This window comes from Streptomyces sp. NPDC088350, from assembly GCF_044753545.1.
Lineage (GTDB): Bacteria > Actinomycetota > Actinomycetes > Streptomycetales > Streptomycetaceae > Streptomyces.
In genome coordinates this window covers 1-15,749 of the sequence record NZ_JBIVNL010000017.1, presented here as the reverse complement: position 1 = coordinate 15,749, position 15,749 = coordinate 1, and the positions used below count along the sequence as shown (strand labels likewise).

The window sequence follows — 15,749 nt, the reverse complement described above, 5'->3', positions numbered from 1 at the left end:
CGGAGCGGTACGGCGTCAGCCGGTCCGGGGGTCGACGTGGATCTTCGGCCCTGGTCCGGCGCCGACCGGACGCTCGCCGGCGAGGACGGGACCGACCTCGTCCAGGCCGACGACCGCGGCGACCAGCGGTCCCGGGTCGACGGAACCGTCGGCGTACGCGCGGATGGTGTCGTCGAGGCCGGGGGAGGCGGAGAGGATGCCCACCGCCGTCACATCCTTGAGCGCGAGCGTGCGGGTGTCGATCCTGCTGGGCCCACCGGCCAGCCCCACGTACACGACCCGTCCGCCCGGCTCGACCGTCTCCAGCGCCAGAGCGGGTAGTCGGACGGCGTTGGAGGCGTCGACGACCGCGTCGAACGGCAGGTCCGGGACGGAGTCCTCCGTCCACACGTGCGCGAAGCCCAACTCGCGGGCGAAGGCGGGGGAGTTGTCGGCGCGGCCCATCAGGTGCACCTCCGTACCGGCGGCCCGGAGGAACATCGCGACCAGCAGCCCGATGGTCCCGGGACCCAGGACCAGCGCCCGGTCACCGGGCCGGGCCGCCGCCGCCCGTGCCGCCCGCAGGGCGTTGCCGCCCGGCTCCACCAGCGCGCCCAGCACGGCGTCCACGGAGTCGGGCAGGACGTGCAACGACGAGACAGGCACGGCGAGTTGCTCCGCGAGGGCGCCGGGCCGCTCCCCGCGTATGCCCAGTTCCTGCCGCTTCTCGCACACGTGCTGGTGACCCCGCCGGCAGCGACGGCAGACTCCGCAGCCGAGCATGGTGTCGCCCATGACCCGCCGCCCCACCCACACCGGGTCGACCCCGTCGCCGACCGACACGACCCGGCCGCACCACTCGTGGCCGAGCCGCATCGGGTAGGAGGAGTGCCCCTGGTGGAGGTAGGCCATCGCACCGGTGAAGAACTCCATGTCGGTGCCGCACACACCGACCCGCTCGACGTCGACGACGGCCTCGCCGGGTGCGGCGACCGGTGCCGGGACCTCCTGGACCGCGTACTTCCCGGGGGCCGTCAGGACGAACGCCCGCATGAGGTGGTTGTTCATCGCCGCGGCTCACCCAGGGGCCCGAGCACGGCACGGATCTCGTCGAGTGCGTCGAGCAGGGTGGACAGAGGTGTGCGGTAGGTCAGCGCGCTGATGCTCACGGCGCCGGAGGGTGTCGTGGGCGAGGTCGCGTACAGGGGCAGGGCAAGGCAGTTGACCCCGGCCTCGTTCTCCTGGTCGTCGCAGGCGTGGCCCCGGGCGCGAATGGCGCGCAGCTCGCGGTGCAGGTCCTGGGCCGTACACAGGGTTCGGGGTGTACGGCGTTCCAGTGGAAAGTCGCCGATCCACTCCTCGACCTCTTCGAGGGTGTCCAACTGGTGCGCGAGCAGCAGCTTTCCGACGCCCGTGGCGTGCGCGGGATTGCGGCCACCCACCGTCGAGGTCAGCCGGACGGCGCCGGCAGGCGGGTCGACCTTGGAACGGTAGACGACCTCACGGCCGTCCAGGACCGCGTAGTGCGCGGTCTCGCCGAACCGCGCGGCCAGCGTGTGGAGCAGGGGCCGGAGGCGGAGGTGCTCGGGACGGGCCTCGTGGTGGGCGAAGGCCAGGCGGAGGAACTCGTCGCCGAGGACGTAGTGTCCGCGGTCGTCCTGGTCGGCGAAACCGGCGCGGCGCAGCGCGCCCAGCGCCCGGTGCACGGTCGGTTTGGGGCTGCCGACCGCCCGGGTCAGCTCCTCCAGGCCCACCCCGTCGGGATACCGGGCGAGTTCCCCGAGGACGGCCAGAACCCGGTCCGATCCCACAAGTCGGCTGCTTTCGGCGCCTGTTGGGCCGTCCCCGCCGAGGTCTGTCGGTCCGTCGTGCGTCTGCGTATGCTCCATGGCGTTCCAAAAGTTAGACCATCGTGTCGATTATTGGAAGGAGCTCGACGATGAGACTCCGCAGCGCCCAGTGGTACGAGGGCCAGGACCGCAACGCCTACATCCACCGGGCCTGGATGCGGCGCGGTACGCCGGAGGACGCCTTCACCGGCCGTCCGCAGATCGCCGTCGCCAACACCGCCTCGGACCTGACCCCGTGCAACGCGCACCTGAACGAGGTGGCGGCCTCGGTGCGCAACGGTGTGTACGAGGCGGGCGGCATCCCGCTGGACCTGCCCGTGGTGTCGCTGGGGGAGACCCAGGTGCGGCCCACGGCGATGCTCTGGCGGAACATGGCGGCGATGGCCACGGAGGAGATGCTGCGGGCCAACCCCCTTGACGGCGTTGTCCTGTTGGGAGGCTGCGACAAGACCATCCCGTCACTGCTCATGGCCGCCGCGTCGGTGGATCTGCCGGCCGTCGTGGTGCCGGGCGGCCCGATGCTGACCGGAACGTTCCGCGGTACCCCGCTGGGCTGTGGCACCGACGTGTGGCGGCTGTCCGAGGAGGTGCGGGCCGGCACGCTCTCGCAGGAGCAGTTCACCCGGTCCGAGTCGTCGATGATCCGCAGCCGGGGCCACTGCAACACCATGGGCACCGCCTCCACGATGGCCCTGGTCGCCGAGGCGCTGGGCACCGTCGTCCCCGGGGTCGCCGGAACTCCCGCCCCCGACAGCCGCCTGCTGGCCGCCGCCCACGACACCGGCCGCCTCGCGGTCGAGATGGTCGCCGCCGACCGGCGCCCCGCCACCTTCCTCACCAAGGCGTCCTTCCACAACGCGATCGTCGCGCTGGCCGCCGTCGGCGGGTCGACCAACGCGGTCGTCCACCTGCTCGCGATCGCCGGCCGGCTCGGCGTCGACCTGTCGCTCGACGACTTCGACCGCATCGGCTCCCGGGTGCCGGTCCTCGTGGACCTCCAGCCGGCCGGCCGCTTCCTCATGGACGACCTCCACCGCGCCGGAGGCCTGCGCGCCGTGCTGCGCGAGGTCCGCGACCTGCTCGACCCCGATGCGCTGACCGTCACCGGAGAGCCACTGGTCAACTACCTTGACGACGCCCCGATCTGGGACCCCGAGGTGATCCGCACCCGCGCCGAACCACTCGTCGCCGAGGGCGGCATCGCCGTACTGCGCGGCAACCTCGCACCCGCCGGAGCGCTGATCAAACCCGCTGCGGCCTCCGCGCACCTGCTGCACCACCGCGGCCGGGCCGTCGTGTTCGACAGCGTCGAGGACTTCCACGCCCGCGTCGACGACCCGGACCTCGATGTCGACGCCGACTCGGTCCTCGTCCTGCGCGGCTGCGGCCCCAAGGGCTATCCCGGCATGCCGGAGGTGGCGAACATGCCGCTGCCGAAGAAGCTCCTCGAACAGGGCGTCCGCGACATGGTCCGCGTCTGCGACGGCCGGATGAGCGGCACGGCGTACGGCACGGTCGTCCTGCACGTGGCACCGGAGGCCGCGGCCGGCGGCCCGCTCGCGCTGGTGCGCACCGGGGACCTCATCACCCTCGACGTCGAAGCCCGCCGCATCGACGTCGACGTACCGGACGCCGAACTGGCCCGCAGAACGCCCGACTCGGCCACCGTCGCGGGTTTCGCCACCCCGAAGCGCGGCTGGGAACGGCTCTACGTGGACCACGTGTCGCAGGCCGACACCGGCGCCGACCTGGACTTCCTCGTCGGGTCCAGCGGCTCGGAGGTGAGCCGTGAATCGCACTGACAAGACGGTCGCCAGGACGGCCCTGGTCACCGGAGGCGCCAGTGGCCTCGGGGCCGCCACCGCCGAACGCCTGCGGGCCGACGGCCTCACCGTGACGACACTCGACCTCCGGGGCGCCGACGTCCGCGCGGACGTGACGGACGAAGAGGCGTTGCGCCGGGTCGCCGACGAGATCGGGCCCGTGGACGTCCTGGTCAACTCGGCGGGCATCGTGGGCCCGAACAAGCCGCTCACCGAGACCACCGCCGAGGAATGGCGCCGCGTCCTCGACGTGAATGTGCTGGGCACCGTGAACACCCTGAGGACCTTCGTCCCCGGCATGCGCGAACGCGGCTGGGGGCGCGTGGTCAACTTCGCCAGCATGGCCGGCAAGGACGGCAACGCCAACCTGTCCGTCTACTCCGCGTCCAAGGCCGCCGTGATCGCCCTCACCAAGTCCGCGGGCAAGGAACTGGCCACCAGCGGAGTCCTGGTCAACGTCATCACGCCCGCGGTCATCGCCACGCCCATGAACGACAGCACGGCACCCGAGGTACTGGCCCACATCACCGGCCTGATCCCCATGCGCCGGATCGGCCGGCCGGAGGAAGTGGCCGAGCTGGTCGCGTTCCTGGCGTCCGACCGGGTCAGCTTCTCCACCGGCGCCGTCTACGACATCAGCGGCGGCCGGGCGACGTACTGACGGCCGACACCTCACGGTCCGCAAGGACGTGCACGACCGTTGACCAGTCCATTCCCCAGTACTAACGTACGCGATTACGTACTCACACGGCTTGATCACAAGGGAGTGGCGCTGTGGCACGTCTTCCCCGCTCACGGAGAACCGGAGTGCTGGCCGCGGTCGTGGCCACCGCGCTGACCCTGGCCGGATTCGCCTCGGCCCCGGCGAGCTCCACCGCCGGTTCCACGGCGGACTCGTATCCGACCCCGGGGCTGCTCGACTCGCCCGCCCCGAAGACGATCCACGACTGGCTCGGCTACGACCGGCCCGCCCAGTACGACAGCGTCGACAGCGAGGTGCGCGTCCCCATGCGGGACGGTGCCCGGCTCGACTGCTTCCTCTTCGAGCCGGGCCACGACGGCAAGGCCGACGGCGCCAGGCACCCGAGCCTCCTGGTCGACTTCACGCCGTACCAGATGTACCGCCAGAACCCGGCCTACAGCTATCTCGCCGAGCGCGGCTACAACGTGCTGACCTGCAACGTCCGAGGCTCCGGCAGCTCGACGGGCACCTTCCCCTCGTGGTTCCAGCCCAAGGAGGCCACCGACGACTACGACCTGATCGAGTGGCTGGCCCGACGGCCCGACTCGACCGGTGACGTAGGGCAGATGGGGCAGAGCTACGGCTCCATCACGGCCTACCGCGCCGCCGCGCTCCGGCCGCCGCACCTGCGCGCCATCATCCCCGTCGTCTCCCCGACGAACATCTACTCGGAGTGGGTGTACCCCGGCGGAGTGCCGTCGACCAACGGCACCTGGTGGGCCAACGGCGGCCCGATCCTCAGCCCCGCCGACCACACCAGCACCCTGCGCAGCTTCCAGCAGAACCCGCTCTACGACGCCTATTGGAAGCAGGCGGTCACCACCGACAAGCTGCACGACGTCAAGGTCCCGGCACTGCACATCGGCGGCTACTTCGACATCTTCAAGAACGGCGGCTTCGACGCCCTCGAGCAACGGCCCGAGCAGACCTGGCTGTTGAACGGGCCGTGGATCCACGGCGGCTTCCTGCAGATCCCGGGACTGGACCCGGCCCTGCAAGGCGTCGACCCCACGAACTCGATCTCGCTGTCCGTCGTGCTCCAGTGGTTCGACCACTGGCTGGCCAAGCTCCCCGGGGCGCACCTGCCCCCGGACCGCGTAATCAGCTACGCGTCCACCTCAGCCAAGGCGTCGGGCAGCTGGCACGGCTACAACCAGTGGCCTTCCACGGCGACTTCGGGCACCCGCCTGTACCCGACGGCGGACGGCGCGCTCGCCACGGACGCACCCGCGTCCACGCGATACCGCTACCAGGTCAACCCGATCGACGGGCCGTCGGCCGCCGTCACCGGAACCCTGCCCTACGACCCGGGCCAGAACCAGGCCGCGGCCGAACAGAACAACGTGCTGCCCAACGGCCGTTACGTGACCGACCGGGCCACTTTCACCCTCCCGGCGTTCACCGCCGACACCACCCTCGCCGGCCCGGTCACGCTGCACCTGAACGCGTCGATCCCGACGAAGGACACCTACTTTGTCAGCAAGTTGGAGACCGTCCTGCCCGACGGCCGCGTCCTGCCGATCGAAACGGGTTACCTACGGGCGCAGTTGCGGGACGGCCTGGAGAAGGCCGAGCCGGTCACCCCGGGCGCCCCGACGCAGTACACGGTCCAACTCGGCCAGACCCACTGGCAGTTCAAGCCGGGGGAGAGGCTGCGCATCACGATCGGCGGCGGGGACTATCCGCGGATCGTCCCCGACAACCCCCTCGGCGACGTCACCGTGCACCTCGGCGGCAGGACCTATGTGGACCTGCCGGTGGTCAAGTAGAAGAGGTGGAACGCGGGTTGGGGTGATCAAGAGGCAACGACGCCCAGGACCAGGCGACTTGGCTGCTCGGGCCCGGTCAGTACGGCGTTGCGGGCGGCGACGGCCTTGTCGATGCTCTCCTGGCTGATGATCCCGCCGGTGTTGGTGTTGCGGTCGAAGCGGGGGAAGTTGCTGCTGGAGACGTCGAGCCGGATCCGGTGCCCTCGCCGGAAGACGTTGGCCGTCGCCGCCATGTCGATCTCGACCTCGTACACCCGTCCGGGGTCCATGAGTTGGGGGTGGCGCAGGGACGCCCGGTAGCGCATGCGGAGGATTCCGTCGCAGAGCGGCGCGGCCCTTCCGTCCGGGTGGACGTCGATCAGTTTGGCGGTGAAGTCCGTGTCGAGGGCGTCCGAGCGGACGAACAGGGTCGCCCTGACATAGCCGACGACCTCGGTGTCCTTCGGGAGCGGTGCGGTGCGGAAGGACACGATGTCCGTACGGTCGTCGAGCGCGCGCTGGTCGGCGGGGCCGGTGAATCCCCACGCGGGCGGGATCTGCGCACCCCCGGTGGTCGGGACCGGGTCGGACGGGACGTAGGTGTACTCCCATGCGTGGACGGAGGTCGGTGGGCTCGTGCTCAGGGTGCCGTTCCGCAGCCCGCCCTCACCGTCCGCGTCGTTGTCGTCGGACGCGAGGAAGAACTCGACGGGCCGGGCGTGCGGCGGCGGCCACTCCTCGAAGTCGCGCCACTCGTCGGCGCCCATGACGAACAACTTGACCCGGCTCGGCGGGACTTGGGGCGCGGCGTCGGCCGGTGTCAGCCACCGCCGGAAGTGGCGGATGTGCTCGCCGGTCAGGTCGGCCGCGAACGCGCTCGCGCGCACCCCGAAGTCGTGGTCGCGGAAGCGGCCCGTGAGCGTGGGCTCGTGGTCCCACGGACCGACGATCAGCCGGGAGCCCTCGCGCGCCTCGGCCGAGCCGGCCGAGGCCCGGTACCGCTCGAAGTCGCGCAACTGCTGCCCGATGAAGAGGTCGTACCAACCCGCCGTCAGGAGCGCCGGCGGGGTCATCTCCGGTATGTGCCGAGAGAAGTCGCGCGCCTCCCAGAACCCGCCGTGGTCGGGACGCGCGACGAACTCGTCGAACGACCCGTGTCCGGCGAGCAGCGGATGCTCGGCGACCGGGGTGTGGTCGTTCAGCGCGGACACATCGGCGAGCGCGCTGCTCAGCGCCATGACCCGCGCCAGGTCACCGCCCCCGCGACCGAGGGCGCGCAGCTCGTCGTTGAGCGACATCAGCGCGTGCCATGTGGTGACGGCACTCAGCGACAGCGCGCCGCCCGGGTGGTACCAGAGTCCCTCGTACCAGCGCATGGTTGCCTGTAGCGGTGCGATCGCGGCCAGGGCCGGATGACCGCCGGCGGCAGCCGCCCACTGTGCCATCCCGAGGTAGGACGCGCCGTACATGCCGACCATGCCGTTCGACCACGGCCGGCCGACGATCCAGTCGATCGCGTCGTATCCGTCGCGGGTGTCGTCCACCTGAGGGGTGAACTCGCCCTCCGAGCCGAACGTGCCGCGCGCCTCGACCCAGACGACCGCGAAGCCCGCGTCCACGAGAGCGGTCGCGTGCGGGACGGCCGCGCCGGTGCCCGCCATGCCGGTCTGGGGCGACGCCGCGCCGTAGGGGGTCCGGACGAGGAGGGCCGGGGCCGTGCCCGTCGCGGGGCGGAACACGATCGCGTCGAGCCGTGTCCCGTCCCGCATCGGGACGCTGACCGGGCGCTCGTACACGAACGCGCGGGGAGTGCTTGCCGAGGTGTCCATGCGGCGCCCTTCAGCCGGGAGCAGGTGTGCCGGGCGTGACTCTAGTCGTGAAATTTTATCGCTGCTAGATTTTGAACTCGCCGGATTCGGCAACCGGGGAGAGGCGACCCCGGACCGGCCGGCCCCCAGGGAGAGACCGACTTCGTACCCGCACGTATCCGCCAGGAGCGCCATGGACGTTGTAACCCCGGCCGTACTTCGACGATCGCCGCGGGACACCACCGCACCGTTCGTCCCGCACGGCACCGACACCCCGCCACTCGCCGCGTACGACTACGTGCAGGAGGAGTGGATCGCGACCGGCGAGGAGGAGGGCCACTCCTACTCCACTGCGGTGCTCGTGCGCCGGCCCCGGGACCCCGCGCGCTTCAGCGGGACCGTGATCGTCGAGACCCTGCACCTCTTCGGGATCGCGCCGATCTGGATCTACAGCGGCGCCTACCTCATGCGGTCCGGGCACGCCTGGGTGGAGGTCACCGCGCAGCGGACGACGCTCGACATGCACCTCAAGGCGTCCGACCCGCAGCGCTACGCGCCCCTGCACATCGAGGGACCCGACACCGGGGACTTCGACGCGAGACTGGACCTCAACGACCGTGCACGCTCAAGGGCGTTGTGGTCCGAGCTGGAACGCCGGAACCGGGCGGCCGGCCCGATCCTCGCCCAGGTCGGCGCCGCCATCAAGGCGTCCCAGGGCCCCTTCGCGGACTTGGGTGTCGCCCACGTCCTCCTCGCCGGACACTCGCAGACCGGCAGCGTCGTCACCTACTACCTTCGCGACGCCCATCCTGTACAGCGCCTTGCCGACGGGTCGTCCGTCTACGACGGCTACTTCCCCTCGGGCTTCCCCTTCGAGCCCTTTCGCGAGGTCGGTGTCCCGGTCGTGCAGGTCATGAGCGACGGCGACATCGCCCAGCCGGACTTCGCCTTCCGCCCCGGCTACGAAGGCCGCCGCTACCGCCGCGAGGACAGCGACGAGCCCGGCGACCGGTACCGCCTGTACGAACTCGCGGGTGTCCCGCACATGGGCACCCGCCAAGCGCCGTACGACGACCCGGAGTTGTGGAGGCGGACGCACCCGGACGAGGACGTCGTCATCGGCCCCCGGATGAACAGCCTGCCCCACTTCGAGCTGTTCAGCATGGGCCTCCACCACCTTGTCGAGTGGGTCGCCCGCGGCACCGTACCGCCCCGTGCCGAACGCATCGAGGTGGGCCCGGACGGCTACTTCGCCAAGGACGAGCACGGCAACACCCGAGGCGGAGTGCGCTGCGTGCAACTCGACGTGCCCCACTCCACCTACCGGCCAACCCCGTTGAACCCTGACGGAACCCCCACCTACCTCTCGGTCGGCAGCGACGAACCCTTCGACGCCCAGCAGCTGACCAAGCTCTACGAGGACATGACCGGCTACGTCGAACGCTACGACCGACGACTCGCCGAACTCGTCGGCGAGGGCTGGCTGCTTGCGGACGACGCCGAGGAGATGCGGCGCGAGGCACGGAGCATCGAGATCCCGTAGGGCGAGAGCGTGAAGGCGCCCACCACGGTTCGTGGTGGGCGCCTTCACGTAGATCCACGGGCTCATCGGGTCGCGCGCGCCCACCGCCTGTCGATGAACTGCCGTATCTCACGGGCCTTTTCGTCGTCCTCCGGTGTGTTCCCCAGGAACATGCCGTGTCCGGCGGCCTCGAACACATGCAGCTCGGCTGCTACGCCCGCCGCGCGCAACGCCCGGTGCATCCGGACGGTGTCCGACAGCAGCATGTCACGGGTGCCGCTGGCCAGGAGTGTCGGCGGGTAGCCCTTGGTGAAGTCGCCGAAGAGCGGGGAGAGGCAGGGGTCGCGCAGGTCGTGGCCGTCGGCGTACAGCTGGACGGCCGGCCGGAGGCTGCCCGTCAGTACGGTGTCCAGGCCGAGGTTCGTCTGCCAGGTGTCGCCCGCCTCGGTCAGGTCGGTGGCCGGAGTGCTCAGCACCAGCCCGGCGGGAAGCGGGAGTTGCTCGTCCCGGGCGCGCAGTACGAGGGCGGCGGCGAGGTTGCCGCCCGCCGAACTGCCCCCGACGACGATCTCCTCGGGGCGCCGCTCCTTCAGCAACGCCCGGTACGCGGTCAGACAGTCGTCCAGTGCCGTCGGATAGCGATGGTCGGGCGGCATCCGGTAGTCGACCGCCCACACCCGCGCCCCGACCGACACCGCGGTCAGGGCGCCCCGAGCACGGCACACCTCTCCCTTCCCCGAGATCCAGGCGCCCCCGTGGATGTCGAGGTAGACCCCGCGGTCGCCGTCGGCGAGTCCCGTCGGCGTGATCACATGCACCGGGAAGCCGTCGAGGTCGATCCGCTCGACCTCGCCTCCGAAAGCGGGGAGCGTGCCGGCGACCATCCTTCGTACGGCCTCGTCCGTCGCGGCGGCCAACTCCCGCCAGCCGTCGAGGTCTTCGGGCCCCGGATAGCGGGTGGCCCGCGCCGCCGTCCCGCGCACGATCGCGGCCTGGGCTTCCGGGCTCACCGACGTGGGCACCGGGATGTCACGGGCCGGCAGCCGAAGTGCCGGGCGTGTGGGGTCAGTTGACATCGGTGTCCTCTTCGCTCGCTGTCATGCGGACCGTTCCCCAAGCCCCTTGCCGCCGCTGCGGGCGACGTCTCCCAGCCAGGCGAGGCTCGGCTTCGGGTGTCGTTCGAAGGTTTCGCGGTTCACGGCGACGAGTCCGAACGTCGGTTCCCAGTGGCCCCATTCGTAGTTGTCGAGGGCGCTCCAGTGGAGGTAGCCGCGTACGTCGATGCCGTCGTCGACGGCGGCGAACAGGTGCCGCAGTGCTTCGGAGGTGTAGGCGATCCGCTGCGTGTCGTCGGCGGTGGCGATGCCGTTCTCGGTGACGAGGATCGGGATGCCGCCGGTGACCTCCCAGGTGTGCCGGACGGCGATGCCGAGGGCGTCGGGCCGGTACGGGTTGCCGGTCAGGGTGGTGTCCGGGCCGACGGCGTGGGGGACGAGGCCGTTCTCGTCGACGGTCTGGGTGGTGTAGGACTGCACGCCGATGAAGTCGTCGCCGCGGGCCGCTTCGAGGTACAGGTCCTCGCGGGCGTACCGGACTTCGCGCAGCTTCTCCTCGTTGCCCGGGGTGGCGGTGAGTGCCTGGTTGGCCACGGTCCAGCCGGACTTGGCGTCGGTGCGTGCCTTGAGGATCTCACGGGCGGCCCGGTGCGCCTCGGCCAGCCGGTGTCCCGCCTTCGGGTCGGGGGAGGGCAGCACCGGACGCGCGGCACCCTCGACCGTGGGGCTCATCCACTTCTTCACCTCCTTCTCGGAGGCCGGTGGGGCCTGGCTCATGGTGGCCATCAGGGCGAGCATGTTGGGTTCGTTGATGGTGCAGACCCACTCGACGCCGTCGAGGATCCGGGTGGCCGTCTCGACGTAGGACCGGAAACGGTCGATGGCACGGTCGCTCGTCCAGCCGCCGTCCTCGGTGAACCAGCGCGGGTGCGTGAAGTGGTGGAGGGTGACGACCGGGGTGAGGCCGAGGTCCACGGCGGTGTCGATCATCCGCCGGTAGTGGGCGAGTTCGGCCAGGGAGACATGTCCCTCGGCGGGCTCGATGCGGGCCCACTCGATGCCGAAGCGGTAGGAGTTCAGGCCCGCGTCGGCCAGCAATCGCATGTCCTCGGCGTAGCGGTGGTAGCTGTCGACCGCGTCGCCGCTGCGCTCCATGCCGGGCATGCGCTGTTCGCGGAGCCACCAGTCGCTGTTGATGTTGTTGCCCTCGACCTGGGTGGGGGCGGTCGACGCGCCCCACAGGAAGTCGGGGCGCAGGCGGGTGCTGTCAGTCATCGGTTCGTCTTCTCCAGGATCTGGGCCAGGTCGTCGGCGGAGACGGAAATGCCGGGGAAGTGGAGGAACTGGCGTGCGGGGATGGACGCGACCATGTGGATGAGGTCGCCGTCGGCCTCCGACTGCTGCCGCTCCTTCTCGGTCGCCCCCGCGTCAAGTGCCCGCTGCAGCAGGGGACCTGCGACCGGATGGGCGAGCCAGTCGCCGAGGGAGGAGTCGAGGGACAGCGCGGCGGCCACGGTGTCGCCGGCCAGCGTGACGGTCCGCTCGGCGACGACGCGGGAGGCGTTCTCGCCGACCTGGATCGTGTACGAGCCCGGGGCGACCGCCCAACCGCCCTGCTCGACGTCGTAGTAGGCGAACGCGCGCCGCTCCAGCGGGAGTTCGACGGTACGGCGCTCCCCGGGGCGGAGCGTGACCTTGGTGAAGGCGCGCAGTTCACGGGCGGGGCGACGGACCGGTCCGGCAGCGGTGGCGACGTAGACCTGGACGACGTGCTTGCCGGTCCGGTCGCCCGTGTTGGTCACGGTGACCCGGACGGTGGCGCTGTCGTCGCCCGTGAGGTCGACGGACAGGTCGTCGGTGCGGAACGTGGTGTAGCTCAGCCCGTGTCCGAAGGGGTAGCGGATCGCGCGTCCGACCGTCTCGTAGTGGCGGTAGCCGACCATCACGCCCTCGCCGTACCGGACATGACCGGCTTCGCCGGGGAAGGTCAGGTAGCTGGGGGTGTCCTCCAGGCGGAGCGGAATGGTCTCGGCCAGGTGGCCGGAGGGATTGACGACACCGTAGAGCACGTCCGCGAGGGCGCCGCCGCCCGCCTGGCCGAGCAGCCAGCCCGCCACGATCGCGTCGACGTCGTCGTGCCAGCCCTCCAGTGACACCACCCCGCCGGCGGACAGGACCACCACGGTACGCGGAGCCACGGCGGCGACCGCCTGGATGAGTGCCAACTGGTCTGCGGGCAGGTCGAGTTGCTCGCGGTCGATACCCTCGGTCTCGCCGCGCAGCCCGACGAAGAGCACGGCGGTCCCGGCTTCCCCGGCCACCCGTACGGCCTCGGCGCGCAACGCCTCGGGGTCCCGTGTTCCGTCGCTGGTGAAGCCCGCCGCGTAGGTGACGGTGTCGCCGAACCCCTCGATCGCCGCCAACGGGGTGTCGACGCGGGTGGCGTTGATCCGCGAGCTGCCGTCGCCCTGGAACGCCGGAACGGTGGCGAACTCACCGATGACGGCGATGCGGGCGGGGCGCGCGAGAGGGAGTGTCTCGTCGTCGTTCTTCAGCAGGACGACACAGTCGGCGGCCAACTCCCTTGCCAGCGCGTGATGGTGGGCGGAGAGGGGCGACTCTCCGGACTCATGGGCCAGTTCGGCCAGCGGGGCCAGCCCCAGTACACGCCGGACACTCGCGTCGACCACGGCCTCGTCCAGCACACCCTCGCGCACGGCCCGCACGATCGCCGCGTCGTTGGCGGGGTCGGGGCCGGGCATCTGGAGGTCGAGCCCGGCGGCGAGCGCGGCCACCCGGTCGCCGACCGCGCCCCAGTCGGAGACGACCACGCCCTCGAACCCCCATTCCGTGCGCAGGACTTGGGTGAGCAGCCAGTGGTTCTCACAGGCCGGGATGCCGTTGACGCGGTTGTAGGCGGCCATGACGGCGGCCGGGTGCGCCTCGGTGACGACGCGTTCGAAGGCCGGCAGGTAGATCTCGCGCAGGGTGCGTTCGTCGACGTCCGCGCTGACGCGCATCCGGCCCGTCTCCTGGTTGTTGGCCGCGAAGTGCTTGACGGTCGCGCCCACGCCCCGGGACTGCAGGGCCCGTACGAAGGCCGCTCCCAGGACACCGGACAGGAGCGGGTCCTCGGAGTAGTACTCGAAGTTGCGCCCGCACAGCGGGGACCGCTTGATGTTCACGCCCGGGCCCAGGACGACACCGACACCCAGCGCGACGGCCTCCCGGCCCACCAACTCGCCCACCCGCGCGGCGAGTTCGGCGTCCCAGCTGGAGCCGACGGCGACGGCCGGAGGGAAACAGGTGGCCGGTTCGCTCGCGTGGAAGCCCGGGTGGTCGGCGTCGGCCCGCTGGCGGCGGATCCCGTGCGGGCCGTCGGTCAGGACGACCGCGGGGACCGAGGCCCCGTCGAGCGGCCGGGTCGACCAGAAGTCCCCTCCCGCGAGCAGGGACACCTTCTCCTCCAGCGGGAGAGTGGCGAGGTCGGGCAGTTGCATGGGCGGGATCCCTTCGGCGGCACAGGCCCGTCTGAGGGGCCGGAATGTTTCCGTGTCAAAAATCTATCACTCCAAAAAATTAGGGGCTAGCCTGCGCGCCAGGAGCACAAGGGCTCCATTCGTATACGGAAGCCGGGGTGCCGGATGTCACTCAACGTCGAGTCACAGCACAAGGAAGAAGCCGGGAAGGCCGGCTTCGGCGCGCGGTACGTAGTGATCCTGATCGTGCTGCTCTGGGCCACTCAGCTGACCAGCCTGGTCGGCCTGATCTCCGGGAACGCCCAGTCCGCGATCGCGATCCACTTCCACACCACCAAGATCGCCTGGTTCAACCAGGTCGGGTTGCTGGGCGGACTGTTCGCCACGCCCTTCGTGGTCAAGGCCGCCGCGATGTACGGCAAGAAGCGCGTCATGGTCGTCATCACCACGCTCGGCCTGGTCGGTGACCTGATCGCCGCCCTGGCGACGAACTACGGGACCCTGCTCGTCGGACGGGGTGTCGCCGGCTTCTACAGCGCCTCCGTCCCGCTGGCCTACGCCCTGACGCGGGACGTGTTCCCGCGACGGCTGGTGGGTCCGGCCAGCGGATTCCTCGGCGGCGGTGTCGGACTGGTCGCGCTGGGCGGCCCGTTCCTGTCCGGCTGGCTCCTCGACGACCACGGTTTCCGGGCGGCGCTGTGGTTCCTGGTGGTGGGGACGGCGCTGGCCCTCGTCCTGCTGCTGGCCTTCGTCCCCGAGAGTTCGGTGCGTGAGCGGCGCGCTCCCATGGACTGGGCCGGGGGCCTGCTTCTGGGCGGCGGTCTCACCGCCGTCGTCTACGGCATCGGCGAGGGTTCGGGCTGGGGCTGGACCAGCGGTCGCACGTTTCTCTGCATCGGCGGCGGGATCGTCGCGCTGATCGCCTTCGTGGGGGTGGAGCGGAAGGTCGCCCACCCGATGTTCCCGATATCCATGCTGGGCCGTCGCAGGGTGTGGGCGACCTTCCTGGCCACGGGCCTGGTCGCGGGCGCGATCTATGCCGGCGGCATCGTGACGAACCTGCTCATCCTCATGCCGAGGATTCCGGGGATCTCCGACGGGCTGGGCTGGACCGCCACGAAGGGCGCCCTGGTCGCCGCTCCCGGCAGCATCCTGATCATCGGAGCCGCCGTGGTGAGCGGCATGCTCGCCCGCCGCCATGACTCACGCCTGATCCTCGGCATCGGCGGCGCACTGGTGGCCGCCGGGATCGCGCTCAGCTCCCAGTTCCACTACCACGTCAGCCAGTTCATCGCGATCGGCGTCTTCAGCGCGGTGGGGATGGGCATGGTCGTGTCGATGATTCCGGTCATGGTCATCGAGGCCGTGGAGCCGGAGGAACAGGCACTGGCCAACGGCGCCCAGGGCATGACACAGGGCGTCGTCCAAGGGCTGCTCACCCAGGTCGCCTTCGTGGTCCTGGCCAAGGACGGCACGGTGGTGACGGGCACCGAGTTCTACGGTGACCGCGGGTTCACGAACGGGTTCGTGCTGTTCGCCTGTGTGGTCGCGTTCGCCGCACTGCTGGTGCTGCTCATCCCCAAGGGCAAGCGCCTCGACGAGGCGGAGGCCGGTCAGGCCGCCTGACCGGCTCCCTCACCGACGGCACGTCATTCGGCCGGTTCGTGCGTGGAGTCGGCCGGGGTGGCGAGCATGTGGGTGAAGGTCTCGGCGATGGCGGCGATGTCCACGGAGGGGTCGTGC

General features: G+C 70.8%; 11 protein-coding genes. 5 read left to right on the top strand and 6 right to left on the bottom strand.

Annotated features, from left to right (window positions below; genetic code table 11):
* Positions 1 to 15: 15 nt before the first annotated feature.
* A complete protein-coding gene (locus ACIQBL_RS42460) occupies positions 16 to 1,047 on the bottom strand; it encodes a zinc-binding dehydrogenase (protein WP_401952739.1) in 1,032 nt (343 codons plus the stop codon).
* The gene (locus ACIQBL_RS42455) at positions 1,044 to 1,868 is read right to left on the bottom strand and encodes an IclR family transcriptional regulator (RefSeq protein ID WP_401952736.1); all 825 of its coding nucleotides are present in this window, start codon (positions 1,866 to 1,868) and stop codon (positions 1,044 to 1,046) included. The genes ACIQBL_RS42460 and ACIQBL_RS42455 overlap by 4 nt, the downstream gene beginning before the upstream one ends.
* A 50-nt stretch (positions 1,869 to 1,918) precedes the next feature.
* Between ACIQBL_RS42455 and ACIQBL_RS42450 the strand changes: the two genes are divergently transcribed.
* From ACIQBL_RS42450 to ACIQBL_RS42440, 3 genes are all read left to right on the top strand, one after another.
* Positions 1,919 to 3,631, top strand: a complete 1,713-nt coding sequence (locus ACIQBL_RS42450; protein ID WP_401952733.1) for an IlvD/Edd family dehydratase — start codon at positions 1,919 to 1,921, stop codon at positions 3,629 to 3,631.
* Positions 3,618 to 4,313, top strand: a complete 696-nt coding sequence (locus tag ACIQBL_RS42445; protein WP_401952730.1) for an SDR family NAD(P)-dependent oxidoreductase — start codon at positions 3,618 to 3,620, stop codon at positions 4,311 to 4,313. The genes ACIQBL_RS42450 and ACIQBL_RS42445 overlap by 14 nt, the downstream gene beginning before the upstream one ends.
* Positions 4,314 to 4,426: 113 nt before the next feature.
* Positions 4,427 to 6,163, top strand: coding sequence for a CocE/NonD family hydrolase (locus ACIQBL_RS42440; RefSeq protein WP_401952727.1), 1,737 nt, complete (start codon positions 4,427 to 4,429; stop codon positions 6,161 to 6,163).
* 26 nt (positions 6,164 to 6,189) lie between these two features.
* On the opposite strand, the gene ACIQBL_RS42435 is transcribed toward ACIQBL_RS42440, so the two are convergent.
* A complete protein-coding gene (locus ACIQBL_RS42435) occupies positions 6,190 to 7,971 on the bottom strand; it encodes a CocE/NonD family hydrolase (RefSeq protein WP_401952724.1) in 1,782 nt (593 codons plus the stop codon).
* Between the two features lie 172 nt (positions 7,972 to 8,143).
* Between ACIQBL_RS42435 and ACIQBL_RS42430 the strand changes: the two genes are divergently transcribed.
* On the top strand, positions 8,144 to 9,493 hold the full coding sequence (locus ACIQBL_RS42430) for an alpha/beta hydrolase domain-containing protein (RefSeq protein WP_401952722.1): 1,350 nt from the start codon (positions 8,144 to 8,146) through the stop codon (positions 9,491 to 9,493).
* Positions 9,494 to 9,555: 62 nt separating this feature from the next.
* Here ACIQBL_RS42430 and ACIQBL_RS42425 read toward each other — a convergent pair whose 3' ends face one another.
* The 3 genes from ACIQBL_RS42425 to ACIQBL_RS42415 are packed head-to-tail and all read right to left on the bottom strand — an operon-like array spanning position 9,556 to position 14,027.
* Entirely contained in the window at positions 9,556 to 10,548 is a 993-nt protein-coding gene (locus ACIQBL_RS42425; RefSeq protein WP_401952720.1) for an alpha/beta hydrolase, read from the bottom strand.
* Positions 10,549 to 10,569: 21 nt separating this feature from the next.
* Positions 10,570 to 11,802: a glycoside hydrolase family 1 protein gene (locus ACIQBL_RS42420; protein WP_401952717.1), complete on the bottom strand. Its 1,233-nt coding sequence runs from the start codon at positions 11,800 to 11,802 to the stop codon at positions 10,570 to 10,572.
* Positions 11,799 to 14,027: a glycoside hydrolase family 3 C-terminal domain-containing protein gene (locus tag ACIQBL_RS42415; protein WP_401952715.1), complete on the bottom strand. Its 2,229-nt coding sequence runs from the start codon at positions 14,025 to 14,027 to the stop codon at positions 11,799 to 11,801. The genes ACIQBL_RS42420 and ACIQBL_RS42415 overlap by 4 nt, the downstream gene beginning before the upstream one ends.
* Positions 14,028 to 14,171: 144 nt before the next feature.
* On the opposite strand from ACIQBL_RS42415, the gene ACIQBL_RS42410 reads away from it, so the two are divergent.
* Positions 14,172 to 15,632, top strand: a complete 1,461-nt coding sequence (locus ACIQBL_RS42410; RefSeq protein WP_401952712.1) for an MFS transporter — start codon at positions 14,172 to 14,174, stop codon at positions 15,630 to 15,632.
* Positions 15,633 to 15,749 lie beyond the last annotated feature (117 nt).

What these genes read in the sequence shown, in the direction of transcription:
- ACIQBL_RS42460 (WP_401952739.1), bottom strand. Translation starts at nt 1,047, where the DNA reads ATGAACAACCACCTCATGCGGGCGTTCGTCCTGACGGCCCCCGGGAAG.
- ACIQBL_RS42455 (WP_401952736.1), bottom strand. Translation starts at nt 1,868, where the DNA reads ATGGAGCATACGCAGACGCACGACGGACCGACAGACCTCGGCGGGGAC.
- ACIQBL_RS42450 (WP_401952733.1), top strand. Translation starts at nt 1,919, where the DNA reads ATGAGACTCCGCAGCGCCCAGTGGTACGAGGGCCAGGACCGCAACGCC.
- ACIQBL_RS42435 (WP_401952724.1), bottom strand. Translation starts at nt 7,971, where the DNA reads ATGGACACCTCGGCAAGCACTCCCCGCGCGTTCGTGTACGAGCGCCCG.
- ACIQBL_RS42430 (WP_401952722.1), top strand. Translation starts at nt 8,144, where the DNA reads ATGGACGTTGTAACCCCGGCCGTACTTCGACGATCGCCGCGGGACACC.
- ACIQBL_RS42425 (WP_401952720.1), bottom strand. Translation starts at nt 10,548, where the DNA reads ATGTCAACTGACCCCACACGCCCGGCACTTCGGCTGCCGGCCCGTGAC.
- ACIQBL_RS42420 (WP_401952717.1), bottom strand. Translation starts at nt 11,802, where the DNA reads ATGACTGACAGCACCCGCCTGCGCCCCGACTTCCTGTGGGGCGCGTCG.
- ACIQBL_RS42415 (WP_401952715.1), bottom strand. Translation starts at nt 14,027, where the DNA reads ATGCAACTGCCCGACCTCGCCACTCTCCCGCTGGAGGAGAAGGTGTCC.
- ACIQBL_RS42410 (WP_401952712.1), top strand. Translation starts at nt 14,172, where the DNA reads ATGTCACTCAACGTCGAGTCACAGCACAAGGAAGAAGCCGGGAAGGCC.